Annotated in this window: 2 protein-coding genes; both read right to left on the bottom strand. The window is 35.9% G+C overall.

Going from position 1 to position 20,450, the window contains the following annotated elements; translation table 11 throughout:
- Positions 1–41: 41 nt before the first annotated feature.
- A complete protein-coding gene (locus TYM08_RS14265) occupies positions 42–17,741 on the bottom strand; it encodes a filamentous hemagglutinin N-terminal domain-containing protein (protein WP_422379820.1) in 17,700 nt (5,899 codons plus the stop codon).
- Positions 17,742–17,904: 163 nt separating this feature from the next.
- A complete protein-coding gene (locus TYM08_RS14270) occupies positions 17,905–20,289 on the bottom strand; it encodes an integrin alpha (protein ID WP_422379821.1) in 2,385 nt (794 codons plus the stop codon).
- Positions 20,290–20,450 lie beyond the last annotated feature (161 nt).

Genomic DNA, 20,450 nt, shown 5'->3' on the forward strand with positions numbered 1-20,450 from the left:
TGCGCTAAATTCTTAAGAATCTAGCGCATTGTTTACGGCAATTAAAGTGAGCTTAATGGGTTTTCTAAAAACCACTCAACTTTTTGTGAATTGCCTTCTTTCTTTTTGCGTTTACGGATATGGGTTTCTACTTCATCTTCTTCATCGTCATCTTGAACATTAAATTGACCATGAGAGAAAATCCAACCGCCATCGGTTTTAATTAATGTCGGTACAGTTGGTACTAATGAGGCAATCGTATAGTTACCGTCAATATCCATGTCATTAGAATTAACACCTGGTGCATAGACTTTACTTGAATCTTTTGAATCTACAGAATCCTCATCATCGGCTTGATCAAAACTGATCGTTGATAAAGTATTTGCAGTGTCAGTAGTTTCAATACGGTCTTTACGTGGATCAATCACTGTTAAACCAGGGGAGCTTACAATATTGGTTTGGGTTAAGTTATCAATATAAGCAATGGGTGCATCAACATTTAACGTAATGCCGTTTTCAATACTGACCACTAACGGATTACTTGCACTGACACCCACACCAGAAGAATTAATTGTTAACTTCTCACCCGTTACCACAATCGAATCATTAATGGTATTGCCTGTAAATACAGTGTCAGATGCGATGACCGTACCTGAACTATTTAAAACAACATTACCATAAGGGTTATCGATTTCAGTTAATTTAATGTCACCATTTAAAGCATTCACTTCAATATTACCGCCACCTGATTGAATCACTGAACCATCTTTATAGGATTCATTCATCGTGACGCTTTTACCAATAATGGTTAAGTCATATTCGTATGTATTAATTAAAGAGTTACTCAACAATACATCACCACCCACACCTGTTGATGATTCGTAAGACTTAAATGTCACATCTGACGATAACTCACCATTAATTGAATTAAACGACATACCTTTAGAGCCTGTTGACGTGATGTCTCCATCAAAAGTGTAGACACCTTCAAAGGTTAGGTAGTCTGCGCTGACGTTGCCGAGGATGATAGTATTTGTATTTTTTTGAGTTTCACCTGATTCATCGACCCAAATATAAGCACTATTGAATTTTAGACCTGAGTTGCTTAATGAACTGACTTTAACATCTGATAAATCTAAATCACTATAAGCATTCACATTTTCAGATAAAGTAAGATCATAACTACCAATATCCGAATCAGTTATAAACTTACCACCAAGTGATAACCTTGAGGAATCTAATGTAAGTGCTATGTTTTGGCCATTAATTATTTCATCAGCACTAAGTGTTAAACTACTGGAGGTTGAAATATTACCAAATAAATTCAGTTTACTGCTCTCTACTGATAATGATTTTATTTCACCAGCAAACCCAATATTTTCACCTAATGTTACCGAACCATTCGTTGAAAGTTTCAAATTATTCTGTGCATTTTCATTAACTTCAACATTTGAATTATTAAATTGATCTGTAGCTGAATTAAATCTAATATCACCTTGATCTAAATTTATTTCAGTTGTCGATGACAAACCAATCACACCAACATTAATTAGATCCAAGTCAATTGATTCATTACTAACAATGAATTGATCATCCACTATATTTTTAAATTCTGTATCATCAATTAAATTAATATCTTTAATATTTGAAGGTAGATTTAACTTATTTACATTAAAAGTAACATCATTCATTAGAACTATATCATTGTTAAAACTCATAACCGCGCTTGTTGCAGCAAAGTTTCCTGATAAATAAATATTTTCAGAATTTACATTTACAGACGTTGCTGCAGGTATTTTAATTCCACCATTAATTATTAAATTGGTTGTTGAAAAATCAAGAGTTAATAAATCACTTGCATTTACATTCCCTTTAATAATTGTAGTATCTGAATCAAACTTCAAATTAGCTTTTAATGCATTAGCTTCAAAATCACCTTCAATCTGGAATAATTCACCCTCAATAGAAGTTGACCCTATATTTAAAGTAGTAAATTTACCGTCCAAATCAAACTCATTCACCTTAAGGTTAAGGTCGCTGCCTATATTATTAAAGTTCAAATCCGCATTTACTGTAAATTTATTAGCATTTACATTTAGCTCATTATATTCAACAGAATCAGAATTCACATTTAATGAATTTACAGTATTTAATTCATTAATAATTACATTCTGTGCATTAATTGATACATCACTTTCTCTGACTTTTAAAGAAGTAGTCTTATCAAAATTGACTGCACCCGAAGTGTAAATATCTTGAGTTAAAATTACATCCCCTGAAGTGGCTGCTTTTAAAATTTTGCCTTCATCTAATATATTCTTATTATCATCAGTATGAATATCGTCAGTTGTAATAATAACTCTTAGCGAAGTGACTGCTTCGTTAATTTCACTTCCACCAACTTTACCTAAAGTCACATCACCACCAGCGATAATAATAACATTCTTATCTTTACTTGGTTTAGTAACATCACCAATGATATTAAACTGTGAAAGGTTCAAATCATTTTTTGACTGTAAGGTTAAATCATTTTCAATAATAACCGCTTCGGTAGTATTAAAAGACAAACTACCATTCGCAACTAATTTTGATTCTACACTTGTCACACCATTAACAAATGGCGATTGACTTAAATATTGTTTATCAGAATTAAGAGATAGATCATTATCAGTAGTTACATTACCAATAACGTAAGTTTCACTAATTGTTTTTTCAGTATTTGGATTTAATTTAAGGAAATCTTCTCCAGAATAACCAACATGTAAATTATCTACAATCAAGTCACCTTGTTTATATTTAAATAAATGATCAAAACTTGAATTCAATACAATATTATTTTCACCTAAAACCGATGATTGATATTCAGTACCAGTCACAGCTGCATCTGTTTTCATAACATCATCTTCAATATAATAAATGGATTCAACAGTACTACCAATAAAGACCTGCCCACCATCATTATCATTATCTAAATCACTAATATTTAAAAATAAATTTAAATCCAATGCTTTACTGTCTGATAGAGAAGCAAAATCACCTGCAACATAAACAAGATCGTCGGCTTTAAGATGCAAATTAATATTTTGATTACTTGTGAATGAATTAATTTTATCAAATTCAGAAAAAGTGAATTTGAATGCATCATCAATTGCATCATCATTTAGTGGTGCATTTACGGAATATACACCATCAGTTTCACTTACGGTTGCCCCATATAAATTATGAGATTGGAAAATTAATTTATTTTCATTTGTTGCAGTCAATGTGACAAAATCAGCACGAATTACACCGTTCAAATCCAAATCTGTTGCTTCAATATTAATTCGACTTTCACCATCATTTTCTGTAATTTCAGTAAAATAATATTCTGAGAAAAGAACCTCATCAAATTCTTCGCCACCTTCGTTAATTTTTACTTGTCGGATTATTTCTTTGTCGGCTAAATCACTTGCATTTTGATTTGCAATAATTTGTACATCGTCATTTATAATCAACCTACCTTTTTCATTTTTAATGTCGATATAAGATGAAGAAATACTGGTTCCAATTACGATATCTTCATTTACATTTTCTATTGTTAAATCTGTAGAAGACAAATTAGCATTACCGCTAAGTGATACACCATTATTAGCACTTATCATCAAATGCTCTGCATTTATGATATTACCTAAACTTAGCTTTCCAGTTTTTGAAACAATATTGTCAACATTATCAGCTGTAGCAGTCGCAAAATCTAAATTTCCTGAAACTGTTAAATCTCCACCCACTACAATATCGCTTGAGCTATTTATTTGAGAAGCCGTTAATGTCAATTCATGAGAATCAGTCACGTCACCTAAGTGAGCGTTAACGCCAGCAATAGTTATTTGTTTACCTGATTCTGAAGCAGAAATACTTGAAGGACCAGCTAAAGTAACTGTACCCAATGTGATATTTTGTGATCCAGACTGTAACGTACCTGCAATTTCTGTATTGCCCGTAATATGAGTTAAACCATTTATAAAGTTGGCTGTACCATTTATTGTTACACCGCCAGTATTAGTAAGTGTCGTAGCATTAATAATATTTGTACCATCTCCAAACACTATAGAGAAATTTTCATATTCAGAAGTTAAGTTTGTTGCAAATGAAGTGGCTGTTAATCCATTTAAGAATGCAATAGATTTAGCATCATTAGTCGCATTAACTACTACATCATTAGCAGTTACAGACTTTGAAAACTCCACTCCACCTGAGTTAGTAACGGTTAAATCGTTAACCGCCACTGCAGCTTCAAAATCAACTGAACCGGTGGAATTAATCACTAAATTTCCAGTCCCTGCATCACCTAATCCATCAGTTGTTGTAACAACACCTGACACGGTCGTTTTCGAACTTTTACCTAAGGTTAATGTGTTTGAACCTTGAATATCGGTGTCACCAATGTTTAAAGCATTGGTTCCAGCTGAGATTGTGACGCTTTTTTTAACAGTGGTTTTCCCTAAGGTTAAATCACCATTCACCGCTGTTAAATTACTATTTAAAATTAAATCCACGCCAGATAAATCATTTGCCCGAATTTCTTCTTGAGCAGTTACCTCTAATGATTGAGTACCAGTTCCGGAGCCAACTGAACCATTAAAACTAATTAAACCAATATCATTTGATTCAGTATTACTTGCATCTGAAGCAGTTATTGAACTTTCTCCAGCAATACTTAGTTCATTAAAAGTCACATTACCATTTGATGCCGATAAATCACCATTTAAAGTTGTGGTTGTAACATCTGAGTAATCTTGATTACCTGTGGTTGTTACAGATTTTAATGAAGCGGTATTTGCTGAAATAGTTAGGGAGTCTAAATTAATAACATTACCATCAATGTTTACAGCCCCTGTTGCAGTTGTAGTTAAACTTAATGCACCAGCACCATCAATTGTATTTAAATTAATATTTGCTGCGGATAAATCTCCATTCAAAATTGTATTGGTTACTTTTGTTAAGTTGATTTCTCCAGTCGCTGTTACAGTTTGAAGATCGACTGAATCAGATTCAATCACAACATTTTTAGCATTATCAATAGCAATAGTCTCAAAACTATTAGCTGAAATAACATTGATATTTTCAATATTATTAATAGCTGTTAGAGCCTGCCCATCTTTATTTTTAATAACAACATCACCTAAGCCAGCGACAAATGTAATTGATTCATCATCACCACCATCTTTTCCAGCTAATGTACCAATAATCGAAATATTCGTGTTTTTATTTGTACCGGTATTATCACCAAATAAAACATCGGTGCCGTCCATTATTTCAATATTACCTATAATTTCTAATTTTTGATTACCATCTATATCAACCGTACTAGAAGTTATTTCTATTAATTCATCATTATACTCATTACCAATAATTATATTGGTTGAGTTAATTTTCCCTGGAGATAGCTCCGTACTTTGGTCAATAAAAAATTGGTCAGCGATAATTGAAACGTCATTAACATTATCTGTATTATTTATTTTTAATCTTCCACCCGATGCAATTATCAATTCATTAATATTAATAATATCTTCGCTTACAGTCACATCTCCTGAAGATTTAATTGTAAGGTTAGTGCCACTTGCATTTGGATTTGGAACTAAAGTAGCCAGTCCAGTAATTGTCCCGTCAATCAGAATATCTCCAGCAGGATCTAAAATCAACTCTCGCAATTCTGGCTTCACATATCCATCATCACCTTCATTAGAGCCTCCTGTATAGTCACTAATTAAACTCAAAGATGTTTGAATAACAACGTCTGTTCCGCTACTAGTATCGCCAACTTTTAGATTTTCAAGTTTAATATTCCCTGATGTAGAAATTAACTCAGTCGAAACAGTTGTGGTACTTTTACTGCCTCCTTCTAATCCATCCGAATAAGTTTGATCACCCGTTGTATTAACAGAAGTTAATCCAATGGTATTTGCAGTGATCGTCAAAGATTCTAATTTATCTACCGCCTTATCAATCTTCACAGAACCGCCTAGAGCAGTAAGGGTTAAATGCTCAGCGTTGTTATTAGTAGTGTCTTGGCCAGTAACTGTTCCAGAAATGGTAATCGATTCAGCAGTTGTTTGATCATTATCTGCAGGGTTAATCTGAATTAAAGCATCAGAATTTGTTAATAATTCTAAATTGTTGATTGATATGGCTTCATTTTTAGTAATGATTGAACTTGCTTGACCTAATGAAATTGTACCCACACCACCCAAATCACCAGTACCAATATACTGACCATGTAGAGTCAATGAATCTGAATCATTAGCTGCGTTTAATGTTTCGATTTGAATATTTTGAGTATTATTTGTTTGACCTAAAATTAACGATTCATTCGCATCTAAATTTACATTTGTAAATGATAAATTATTTGAAGAATTAAAAGTGGCTGACCCAATGACATTTACAGTTGTAAAATCATTATTAAAATCAGAAGTTACCGTACCTTGTATCGCTAAAGTATCTACCCCAGTTACGCCGCCATTAGCATCTTTAAAAGAAATCGTGCCAGAACCAGCTTGAAGAGTTAAGGTATCACCAGCAGAGCCAACGACAGAATTAATTGAGATATTGCCACTACCACCAGTAGCATCAAGAACCAAGTTTGCTGATGCCCCGTTTGCTGGTGACCCAATAGTTAATTTATTTAAATTAATCGCACTGCCAGCGGTTAAATTTCCATTTACAGTTGTTATCCCAATAACATCTAAATAATTTTGTTCACCTGTACTTGTCACCGAACCTATGGCTGCTGTCGTACCTGCATCAATATCAACAGTATTTACGTTAGTCACTTCACCTGTTATCGAAACAAAAGTATTAGCATCTACATCAAATGTATTTCCATTACCTGTCACACCACCCGTAATTATGATACTTGTACCTGTCGCCGATAATGCCTCGTTAGTTAATAAATTAATTTCAGCAAAGCTCAAACTCGAACCACTTAACGCACCATTTAATGTTGCTATTCCAGAGTAATTTTGTAGGCCAGAAGTCGTCACAGTATTTAAACTGACGTTGTCGCCACTAGTCGTCAAACTCTCTAATTTTGTAACCTCACCTTTAACCGTAGTATTCGTTGAAGTTAACAAAACACTCTCTGTATTGTTTGCTGCCAAACTACCCTGCAATGTGCCGTTGATTACAATCGCACCTGCAGCTGAATTAATTGAAACATCTGTGGTTTTAGTTGTTTCAGCAATTTTTACATTCCCATCGACTTTTGTAATATTTGTCCCAGCTTCACGACCAAATGTAATATCACCTGATGTAGCTGTTAAATCCCCAGTCAAAGTCGTTGTACCAACACCTGAATAATCTTGACTGCCAGTACTTGTAATCGCACCAAGTATTGCCGTTGTTTTAGCATCAACATCAATGGATGAAATATCTTCTACTGCACCTGTTATCGAAACAAAAGTATTAGCATCTACATCAAATGTATTTCCATTACCTGTCACACCACCCGTAATTGTGATACTTGTACCTGTCGCCGATAATGCCTCGTTAGTTAATAAATTAATTTCAGCAAAGCTCAAACTCGAACCACTTAACGCACCATTTAATGTTGCTATTCCAGAGTAATTTTGTAGGCCAGAAGTCGTCACAGTATTTAAACTAACGTTGCCGCCACTAGTCGTCAAACTCTCTAATTTTGTAACCTCACCTTTAACCGTAGTATTCGTTGAAGTTAACAAAACACTCTCTGTATTGTTTGCTGCCAAACTACCCTGCAATGTGCCGTTGATTACAATCGCACCTGCAGCTGAATTAATTGACACATCTGTATCATTACCCGTTTCAGCAATTTTTACATTCCCATCGACTTTTGTAATATTTGCCCCAGCTTCACGACCAAATGTAATATCACCTGATGTAGCTGTTAAATCTCCATTTAAAGTCGTTGTACCAACACCTGAATAATCTTGACTGCCAGCACTTGTAATCGCTCCAAGTGTTGCCGTTGTTTTAGCATCAACATCAATGGATGAAATATCTTCCACTGCACCTGTTATCGAAACAAAAGTATTAGCATCTACATCGAATGTATTTCCATTACCTGTCACACCACCCGTAATTATGATACTTGTACCTGTCGCCGATAATGCCTCGTTAGTTAATAAATTAATTTCAGCAAAGCTCAAACTCGAACCACTTAACGCACCATTTAATGTTGCTATTCCAGAGTAATTTTGTAGGCCAGAAGTCGTCACAGTATTTAAACTGACGTTGCCGCCACTAGTCGTCAAACTCTCTAATTTTGTAACCTCACCTTTAACCGTAGTATTCGTTGAAGTTAACAAAACACTCTCTGTATTGTTTGCCGCCAAACTACCCTGCAATGTGCCGTTGATTACAATCGCACCTGCAGCTGAATTAATTGAAACATCTGTGGTTTTAGTTGTTTCAGCAATTTTTACATTCCCATCGACTTTTGTAATATTTGTCCCAGCTTCACGACCAAATGTAATATCACCTGATGTAGCTGTTAAATCCCCAGTCAAAGTCGTTGTACCAACACCTGAATAATCTTGACTGCCAGTACTTGTAATCGCACCAAGTATTGCCGTTGTTTTAGCATCAACATCAATGGATGAAATATCTTCTACTGCACCTGTTATCGAAACAAAAGTATTAGCATCTACATCAAATGTATTTCCATTACCTGTCACACCACCCGTAATTGTGATACTTGTACCTGTCGCCGATAATGCCTCGTTAGTTAATAAATTAATTTCAGCAAAGCTCAAACTCGAACCACTTAACGCACCATTTAATGTTGCTATTCCAGAGTAATTTTGTAGGCCAGAAGTCGTCACAGTATTTAAACTAACGTTGCCGCCACTAGTCGTCAAACTCTCTAATTTTGTAACCTCACCTTTAACCGTAGTATTCGTTGAAGTTAACAAAACACTCTCTGTATTGTTTGCTGCCAAACTACCCTGCAATGTGCCGTTGATTACAATCGCACCTGCAGCTGAATTAATTGAAACATCTGTATCATTACCCGTTTCAGCAATTTTTACATTCCCATCGACTTTTGTAATATTTGTCCCAGCTTCACGACCAAATGTAATATCACCTGATGTAGCTGTTAAATCTCCATTTAAAGTCGTTGTGCCAACACCTGAATAATTTTGAGCACCTGAAGTGGATACTGAGTTTAATGAAGCGGTATTACCTGTAAGCGTTAAGCCGCCTAATGAAGAAACAGTACCGTCAATTTCAATAGCATTCCCCTTAGCAATTATTGATAACGTTTCATTATCACCATTACCTGTCACAGTACCTAATACATTCACTGCACCACTTTGAGTGGTAATAGAAATATTTTCATCCACTACAACATTGCCAGCAACTGCACTTAATACAGGAGCTGTACTTGCTTCGCGACCAAAGGTAATTGAACCAGAGGTGGTTGAATGTAAATCACCATTTAATGTAGTTTGAGTCACAGCCGAGTAATCTTGCGCACCAGTGGTTGTTACAGAATTTAAAGTTGCTGAATCTGCATCCAATGTGAATGAAACTAAGTTTGATACAGCATCATTTAAAGCAATATTTGACAACACACCATCAGCATCATTTGCTGTAATTTCTAATGATTCCGTTCCTGCAGAACCTTGTAATTCAGAGTGAATCGTAATATTACCATTATTTGCAGTAATTGAATGTCCAGTAGTATTAACCGTTACTTTTTCAGTACCCGCACCATCACCAATTGTAATATCACCAGCTGCACTTACTTCCAATGAATTATTTAAAGCCAGTAAATTAACAGCTGAATAATCTTGTGCACCTGTTGTAGTCACCTGACCCAGTTCAGCACTTGCACCTGAAACAGTTAGCGAATCTAAAGATACTGATTGATAAGTATCTGTTGGTTGTAAAGTGAAATCTCCATCTTTAAAATAAACACTACCCGTACCTGCCGTCAAGTTTAGATGCTCTGTACCAGCACCAGCACCCGATCCATCTGAAGTGTCAACAATACTATCTAATTCACTTACTTCAGATAAACTTAAAACAGAACCTTTAAACTGAATATCGCCATCTGTCACACCACCACTAAGAACGGAATTTAATGACAATGTGACTCCTTCAGCTAATGCAACATCATTTTCAAAAATGAAATTTTGCCCTGCCGAATTTAAATTTAAAGTGTTATCAATTACGATTGTGTCGTTATATAGATCTGAATTATTAGTATCTGAAAAAGTAATATCCCCACCGTCAGCAGAACCACTTAATCCATTTAAAGTTAAATCTTCAATTCCATTTATTGCCCCACCTAAATTGATAGTGCCTGAGCCTGTTTGAATGGATACTATTTCGTCCTCAGCACCATAAACGGGAGTTGCTTCATTATCTATTACATCATCATAATTAGTCGCTTTTTCAGAAATATCACCTGAAAATGTAATATTTCCCGCTGAGTTTTCTCCAGTGGAAACAGTTAAATTTCCATCTTCTGCAATTAGAACATTTTCTTCAAAAGTAATATTATGATTGTTATAAGTTAAATTTAAATTGCTAACAGTTAAAACCTGATTCGCTTCTTCATTTACTTTATCCCTAAAAATTAAATTACCTGAGGCATCTAAATCAGCAGTAATATCATTAATAATGATTGTCGATAATCCAGTACTACTATAATTTAAATTATTTATAGAAATATTCGAAGCACCTGCTGATAATGTTAATGACTCTGCATCATTACCATCTACACCTTCAACATTATTTAAAGAAATACCCCCATCAGAATTAGTGATAGAAGCCGTTGTAGCTTCGGCAATTATAATTTTATCATCAGTTGTTGAACTAAAAGTAATGTCGCCCGTACTTGATGAATTTAATGAACCATTCAAAGTTAAGGTATTTACTGCTGAATAATCTTGTGCTCCTGATGTGTTTACATCACCAAGAAATAAAGAATTTGCAGTCACTGTTAAAGAATTTAAATCAGCATCACTACCAATATTACCAATAGTGATTATTCCATTAGTTGTATTTGCAGTTAATTGTAAATCTTGACCAGCTGCCGAAATGCTCCCAGCAGAAATATTTCCTGATGTTGAAGATAAAGTAGTTAAAGGCGCCGTTCCATTAGTTGTTAAAGTTGTTAAAGTTGTTACCTTTGAATAATCCTGATCATAAGTGGTTGTAACAGATTTTATATTTGCAGAAGTTGCATCTAAGGTTAAGGTATTTAGCGTTGCAGTTTCTGAATCTATATCGATAGTATCAGCAGTTAAATTTATATCAACTGAACTATCATTTAAAAGACCGTTAAGATTTATAGTTTTAGAACTACCTCCACCAGTTAAATAGGCTAAGTTTAAATCTTGGTCTGCTGTCAAACTGGTACTATCAATATCTATTTGGTTATTTGTTTCTTCTATATTAATTCCATTAACATCAAAATTTGTAATACTCGAAACTAAATTGCCAAACGTAACTTTGTTAAAACCCGCATCAATCGAAACCGTATCTAGATTAGATACTTCACCAGTAAAAGTTATTGCTCCACCAGTAGAAGTGACATTTAAAGATTCCTTAGCGTTAGTTGTTGCATCCCCAGTCACAGAAGCAAAATTAACAGCCTGATCAGATGACACTGACAAAGTTTTTCCGTCTTTTATTTGAAGTGCCGAAATGAAAGAAACATCTTGCCCAGAGAATTCAACGTTTAAGTTATTATCGATAGTTGTTGTAACAAATACTAAATCACCGTCATTGTCAACATTACCATCATCTACTCCATCAACATTAAAAGTGACATCCAATCCATTTAAATTAATTTCGCCAATATTTGCATTAACTAATTGATTATCAAATGTGATTTTTCCAGTAGCAGTACCACTATTTGTATCAAGAGTTAGATTATTTGAATTTACTGCATTAAAAGTAGTGCCTGCAAAAGTTATGTCACCACCTAGATAGGTTAAACCTAAGTTTGAAGATAAAACGCCCGATGAAAAATTCAATTCATTCACCGTCTCGCTATCAACAATAGTAGAAACGCCGCTCCCAACCATTCCATTTATAGTAATTGTTGAAAGTTTTTCTTTATCTCCATTTTTAAGTGAATTAACAGTATCTAACGAATTCTCGTCAAAGTTTGTTGATGTTAAAACAATGGCCTCTCCATTAGTATCAAAGGTTATTGATTCATCTGAATTTGCACTCTCATCCGTATTTGAAGTAGATTTAAATTCACCTGAAATTTCACCAGTAATAGTTGCTGTATACTTCCCTTTTGTCGTTACTTGTTCGTTTACTTTGGTACCTACATTAAAAGTCGCTTTAACTCCGTCCGTTACAACAATATTATTTGCTATAAATGCATCATCCCCTTCTGCATCCGAGTCAATTGTATAAGTTGTCCCTTGTAAATATGTAGTATCTACAGCAGCATAATTTTGATCACCACGGGTACTTATAACTCCAGTCTTCCCTAAATAAGCAGAATCAGCAGTTAAAGTTAATTTACCCACTAGGGCATTGCCGATTGCGATAGAACCTGATGCAACACCTTCAGAATCAATAGCATTAATGACTACTTGTTGATAAATATTGTTGTTATTAACTGTATTTAAAGAACCGATATTTATTACATTACCATCTACTGAATTAGTAACATTAACATTACTAATTGAAGCAACTTGATCACCAACATTTTTATTACTAAAAAAGCCACTATCCGCATCCGCTTGGGTTTTAATGTGCAGAAACTCAAGGTTTTCAGCATTCAACCCTCCGCCATCTGTAACGGTTTGTGTTGCTCCAGTAATAGCTAAATCGCCATAAACAGTAGTAATACCTGTATATTTTTGGCTTGAAACTGTCGTCACATTTTTAACTGAACTTGTTCCATTTAATTCAAATGAATTTAAATTAGTAACGTCCCCACCAATTTCAATATTATCAGCGGCAAAGCTTACGTTTCTTAATTCTAAGTCTTGAGAATTATCCGAAAGACCACTCGTTACTATTCTCGATGTTTTAGTTGTACCGATTTCAACAAATTTTGTTGAAAAACTGATATTTAAATCAGTACTTAATACTGAATCAGGAATAATCAAATCATATATTTGATTCCCATTCCCAGCATTTGTATATGCTGTTGTCACTGTTAACCCATTTAATTTTGTAAACATTAATGGATTTTCATTATTACCGTCACCAACACCAATCAAGTTATTAAACGACATCAAACCTGAACCAGTAGTTAAATCTAAGTTGCCATTGTCATCATCAACATCAATGATGATGTAACCATTAAATGTAATATCATTTCCTTCATTGACGACTGTTAAGTATGAATTATTATTAAAAGCTAAATTTTCTTCAAAAGTTAGCGTCCCAAATCCATAATTAAATTTAAGGGTATCGTTGACTATAAATTTTTCAGCATCTGAGGTCTTATCAGTACGTGACCCAGTAAAACTACCAAATGTTAAATTACCACTAATTGATGTAATTTCAGTAAAGTTATTTAACGTTAAACTTTGACCGGACTCCGTAGTTCCTACTGCACCAGTAAAATCAATTAACCCTGTCCCACTTTGAATACTTAAAGAATGACCACCTAAATTTAAACTGCCAAGTGACACTGCATCATCACTTGTCGTTAACGTTACAGTTGATCCTATGGTCACATCCCCAGATGCTGAATAATCCTGCGCACCAGAGCTAGTCACACTTCCATTTAGAGTTAAACTTTTACCTGTCACAGTTACAACATCAGCATCTGTTATCGCACCCAACGTAACAACACCGTCAGCACCAGCATCAACTGTTAAATCACGAGCTGTAGTGCCAGTGCCATTTGCATCAACTGCACCTAAAGTAATATCAGTACCTGTAGAGTCTAAAGTCACGTCTGCATTTAAACCTACCGCACCCAAATTTTGACTGCCACTAGTAGTTAAATTACCCGTTAAATTTGTATTAGTTGCAGACACCGTATTATTAGTACCAGTAACTTTCAATCCTTTAGTATTATTTTGATTTAACGTACCAACTGAGATACTAGAATTAATTTTTAACGCGTTTTGATTACTGGTTACTGAATTATTCTGTATGGTTAAAATACCAGTCCCGTTAGAAACTGTGGTGTTTTTAATGCTTCCAGATGTAATTTCACCTGTTTGATTTGCGCCAATGGTTAATTCTTTAGCATCTGTTATTGCTATGCTGGTCGCAAGAATCGCATTTGTTCCAGTATCTAACAAACTATTATCAGTAACAGAAACCACGCCTAAATTAGCAGCCCCCCCAGCAACTATCTTACCTTTCAAAGTTGTTGAACCTGCAGTAACACTGCTTGTTACATTAATGCCGTCAATAGTGGTATCACCATCACCATCATCAACAGTCAATGAACCTACATCAATATTTCCAACAATGCTCAATGTGTCATTTGATGTGATAGACAAAGCACCTTTATTTGTACCCGTATTTGTCGTTGTTTTTTTAATTCCGTTTGTGACAGTAACTTCTCCAGTTTGACTGCTATCAATCGTTAATGTGACATCATCATTAATAGTGATGCCATTAGCCTTTATTGTATTCCCACCAGCACTTAACGTGCTATTACCAGCAACCCTCACCAAACCAGTAAATGTAATATCGTCTTTTAATGTTAAATTTTGATTTAGAGTCGCAGTTGTAGCCGTTAATGTTGAACCAGAGTCTATTACTGATGCAGCATTTACTGTCAAAGCACCCAACGACAACCCACCTGTTGCCGTTAAATTACCTGACAAACTGGTTGCATTGGCCGTGACAGATGTTAAACCTGTTACACCAGATTCTTCATTTTGGTTGAATGTTTCAACATTAATAGCGCCAGTGATTGAAAGTGCATTACTAACGTTTGAATTATTTTGGATGGTTAACGTTTCAGTACCATTACCGCTTGACGCTTTATTAATACCTTGCGTTGCTGTAATTGCTCCCGAATGAGAGTTAGAAATTATTAGGGTTGTATTATTAGTTAAATCAATTTTGTTTGTATTTAAAGCATGGGTATTATTATTTAATGTTAGCGATGAATTGACTGTGACATCGCCCAATGTAGAAGTACCCGTTGCAGTGTAATCACCAGATAAATTTGTAACCCCTGAAGTAATGGTTTTATTGCCTGTAAGGTTCACACCTTGATCATCTGCAACCGTTAACGTATCTACATTAATTAATGCATCAATTTCTAAAGCACTTGCTCTTGAAGAGCTTTCAATTAAAAGTGTCTCTTTATTACCATCAGAACCATCACCTGTTTTATTAATACCGTTTGTTACTGTGATTTTTCCTGATTGGGTTGAGTCAATTGTGAGTGTCGCTCCATTATCCAAATCTATTTTATTAGCACTTAATGTGCCTGTGCCTGAAGTTAATGTATTTGAGCCTGATACTGTCATATCACCCAAGATATTATTACTTGATGATAAAGTAAGGTCTTTATCTAAAGTCACTGCACCTGTTGTAATCGTACTATTAGAAGAAATTGTAAGATCTGCTTGCAAATCAACAGCACCCAAATTTAAAGCGCCATTAGTTGACGTTAAATTACCATTTAGATAGGTTGCTCCGGCAGTAATGGTTGAGTTAGTTGTTAAACCACTTGCATGATCAACCTCTAATTTTCCGATATTGATTGCGCCATTCACATCTGCATTTGTTAATAATTTCAAGACACCTTCAGTACTGTCATTACCAAAACTATCAGCTGTGATTTCCCCGGTTGTATTACCGGATAATGTCAATTGATCAGTTGCGTTTGCGAAACGAACATTACCTAAGTTGATCTCACCTGTTCCAGAAGAAGTTAAAGCAACGGTACTCGCAATATTAACTGTGGTATTTCCTGTTTCAGTAAAACTTTCAGTGGTTGAACCATCGCCAGATAAACTACCATTTTTATGGATATTGATGCTTCCATTTGCAGTGGTAATATTTGTACCAGCACCTAGATTGATCGTACCTGCATCTGTGCCACCCGCTGATGTTTGTAAATTAACAGAGCCCGTTCCGCTTAAATTAATTTTAGAGTTTTCAATATTAATTTGATTTGATATCAGGGTAAAATCATTATCAACTCCACCATTAACAACAACTTCAGCACCAAGTGAGTCACCAACAGTGATAGAAGTTGTCGCAGCAAACGAAACAGATGAAGACAATAGTAAGTCGTTTATTTTTGCATCTGAAATAGTAAAGTCTGAATCACCATAGCTTAAAATAATTTCAGCAATGTCAACATCATCATTTGGATCAAGTGGGTCCCCCCCTCCAATAACATTATGTTCTATAGCAATAGTATCTGGGTCTAATAACAATTCACCTTTTTTACCATTGACAGCATCAGTCGATACACCACCATAAAAAGCTAAATTCTGTTTACCCGACACTTCAACAAAGCCACCATCTCCCGACTCAGAACCACCTTGAGCTGAAATATCACCGTCATATATAGTGGTTTGGTCTGCCCATACAATAACTTTACCGCCATTACCGCTTTGGGTAGCATCTGCTGATATTACAGAATCACTACTTACATAAGTATTGGTTGCGTTTTTAATTTCAGAGTTTGAACCTTGAAAGTCTCCCCCTATTAAAATTTCACCCCCACCTACTGCACCACTTGCATCTATGGTTGCAGACTCAGTAATTAAAACGGTGTCACCTAATATTTGCACCTGTCCACCAGTGTCAGTTGCAGTTAAACCGTCTACATTCACGGCACCGCTATTTTCAACAATACCAATACCACTTAGGTGAATCACCCCACCGATGTTTTCCATACGCCCTGCTGAAATCACGCCGTCGTTATTCACAGAGCGATCAAAAATGTCTTGTGCGACATTACCTTGCAATAACACCTGCCCACCTTGGGTAGAGATGGTGCCGCTGTTGTTAATGGCCGTGCCTTTTTGCACTTCGCCATGTTCATCAATGGTCGCAATTGAGTTTTGTAACACTTCACCAGAGACTTCAAATTTGATTAAGTTGCTGCCATCAAAATCCACCACGACTTTTTCACCCGAGGCTAAGTTCACCGAGCCATAGTTCGCAATGATCACTCCTTGGTTATCAACACCGTCTGCAACCAAATTGACCGAGCCGCCGGATGCCGCGTTGATTAAACCATGGTTGACCACCATACCGCCTAAGCCTTTACTTTCAGCAGTATGCTCTAAGTTATAATCACCCTGCATGAAATCATTGGCATTCACATTCATGCTGGTAGCCACAATATTGGCTACGTTCACCTGAGCGGTTTCACCAAATACCACACCATGCTGATTGGTTAAAAACACCGTACCGTTCGCATCAATTTGCCCGAAAATTTGCGAAGGGTTTTGATCGTTAATCTGGTTTAAAATCACCGAGCCCGAGCTGGGTTGAATAAACTGCACCGACTCATTGGCACCCACGTTAAAGCTGTCCCACTGGACAACCGCTTTGTTCGTGCTTTGGTTAATTTGAGTATGGTTTTGGCTTTGGGTAATCGTCGCACCACCATTGGTGACCACTCCACCACTTGGCCCTGCGATTGCAACACCCGACATCATAGATGCCGCCGCTCCCAATATTAAGACAGGTTGTTTTAAAGAGGCTAACAACGCACTATTAAGTGCGTGTCGTTTTACCATCAATGGTAAGCTCTCATTCCTTTTAGAATTCTGGATGTTAGTTTGTTTAGAATTCTTTGCTTTATTTAACTGTCTTAATTTCATTTTTTTACATCTCTTAAAATAATTTTTAATTTTTCACTTTGAAAAATTAAATTAATTTGTTGCGTCTTTGCATATTAATCGCAGGGAAAATCCCTTTAAACATTTGCGATTTTTTCTACCTTCGTCCTCGAGCATGACTCGAGGATCTTATATTTCATTAAATTTATTCTGCTGGTTTGAATTGCTGAAACCCATAAATCAAATACGCTTTACCTGCTCGACTAAACCCATTTGGATCTGGCCAGTTAGTACCAGTAATTAGATCATTGATGCCATCACCATTTACATCCCCTACATAATCTACGTTTTGTCCAAAATGATCATTTTCTTCTTCACCATCTATAATTAAACCTTCTTCAGCAGTCATTTCGAAAAGATTCATACTTGCAGGCCAAACTTGTTCTTTACCATACAATACATACGCACGGCCTACTAAATCTATTGAATTTACAGAGCTTTGCTGTGCACCAATTAATACATCATCAATGCCATCACCATTAAAATCACCTAAACCCGTTACATCTCGACCAAAATAATCCCCAGTGCTTTGCCCAAGTAAAACCAAACCATTAATTCCATCTAAACTTGAAAGATCTACAGTGGCATCCCATGAGGCTGACTTTCCAAAAATCAAATATGCTCGACCAATTCTGCTTGAGCTTTCCCCACCGTAACCTAGAAGTAAATCGCTCAGACCATCATTATTGATATCGGCATGTGATAGACGGTTTCCTATCAAGTCATTTTCTAACTCACCAGTCATTGAAAACCCATTTGTACCATCCAAAGCATTTAAATCTATAGTTTCAGTTTCTAAATTATTTCGGCCAAATAAAACACTTACTAAGCCTACTTGAGTCCCTAAAACCCTGTTAGCAAACATTACTTCGTTGATACCATCACCATTAATATCACCAGCACCACTTAACTCATACACCAAATCAATTGTCTGAGCATAATTAGATAAATTTTCAGTATCGGTTAAATCAATCATATCGGGCCAAGCTTCATCGCGACCAAAAAACAAATACGCGGTATAGCCAACGGAGTACCCAAAATCATCAATACCATCTCCATTAATATCTCCTAGGCCTGCCGTATATTGGTCTTCGTCAACAATTCCTTTTATTTGAAAACCCTTCTCTCCATTAACAGTACTCAAATCAAAACTCGCATCCCAACTCTCTTGATGTCCGAAAATCACATAAGTGTTACCTATATCATCAGACACCATAAAATCATCTATGCCATCAGAGTTAATGTCATTTAATTCCGAGATATTAACACCTAATTTGTCACCTGCATTTAAGCCCCTAATCTCAAACCCATTAATTCCATCTAACTCATCATCTATTGAAAAATTTAAATTAGCTTTATTTTTTGTTGCTGACCCAAAAAACACATAAACTTGACCTTTAAATGTATCTCCATCTTCAGTTTGACCAGCAGCTGGAAAAGCATAATCATCAAAACCATCTTTATTAATATCACCAAGCCCGGATAGATATTGTCCAACTACTGAAATAGCACCTTCACCCTCAACAACAAAACCATTATGCCCTTGTAATTGAGAGGCACTAATTTGATTAATTCCCAGCTCAACTTGATCACAGCCATCCATTGAATCGCTGTCGGCATCATCCCCATCGGCATCACTCCAACAATCTGCATCTGTAGGGTAATGATCAGAATTATCACCCACTCCATCTAAATCAGAATCAAGCCATTCACCCACTAAAAACACAAACGCATCATCCCCATCCAACACACCATCATTATCATCGTCGTCGTCATTTAAATTCGACACATAATCTTTGTCGGTATCTAACGGTTTGCTGAATTTATCTAGCGGGTCAGTGCCGTTATCGATTTCATCGGCATCGGTGTAACGGTCGTTATCGTCGTCTAAATCTGAAAAATCAGGATCACCGTCCAAATCTGTATCAACCGGTTTACTTTGATCATCAAACGGATCGGACATGGCCTCGGTTTCTACTAAATCTGAATATCCGTCATTATCGTCATCCAAATCGGCGTTATCACCTGTGCCGTCGCCATCAAAATCTGATGATTCTGTGGCGTCTAGTGGAAATGCATCGTTTTCATCATCAACTGAATCGCCATCTTTATCTAAATCTTGCACATCAGGAATCCCATCGGCATCGGTATCAAGGGGAGTGCTGGCTGAATCTAGCGGATCAAACTCTAATTCGATTTCGATTAAATCGGAAATGCCATCGCCATCGTCGTCTAAATCGGCATTATCGCCTGTGCCATCGTTGTCTGTATCAAGCCATTCAAGCTTATCTTTTGGAAACGCGTCTTGGGAATTTTTGACGCCATCGCCGTCATCGTCTTTGTCTCCTGCCTTGGTACAAGACACCGTACCCAACGCCAACACAGCAATTAACGCAGAAGAAGTTAAAGTTTTGACACTTAATAGCTGAGATATTTTTGACTTCATACTATTTTCAGACTCCAACAACTCTAAACATGTTCCAAATTTGACCACTTCAAACAATGACTTTTTAAATAATGGTAGCTTCATGATTCCCTCACAAACTGATGGTAACAAGGCCGATACGTAAGCAAGCACTTACTCGCAAAATCAACCAATTCAACAAACTAAACAGCTCGAAACAATATCAGATTTAGAACATCCGATACAGTAAAAAAGTGTCATTTTCTTGATTTCAGATGAGTTTTTTG

It is taken from the genome of Marinicellulosiphila megalodicopiae, from assembly GCF_045862395.1.
Classification (GTDB): domain Bacteria; phylum Pseudomonadota; class Gammaproteobacteria; order Pseudomonadales; family Natronospirillaceae; genus Marinicellulosiphila; species Marinicellulosiphila megalodicopiae.

Excerpts from the sequence above, each read along its gene's own strand:
- TYM08_RS14265 (WP_422379820.1), bottom strand. The coding sequence starts at position 17,741 with ATGAAATTAAGACAGTTAAATAAAGCAAAGAATTCTAAACAAACTAAC.
- TYM08_RS14270 (WP_422379821.1), bottom strand. The coding sequence starts at position 20,289 with ATGAAGCTACCATTATTTAAAAAGTCATTGTTTGAAGTGGTCAAATTT.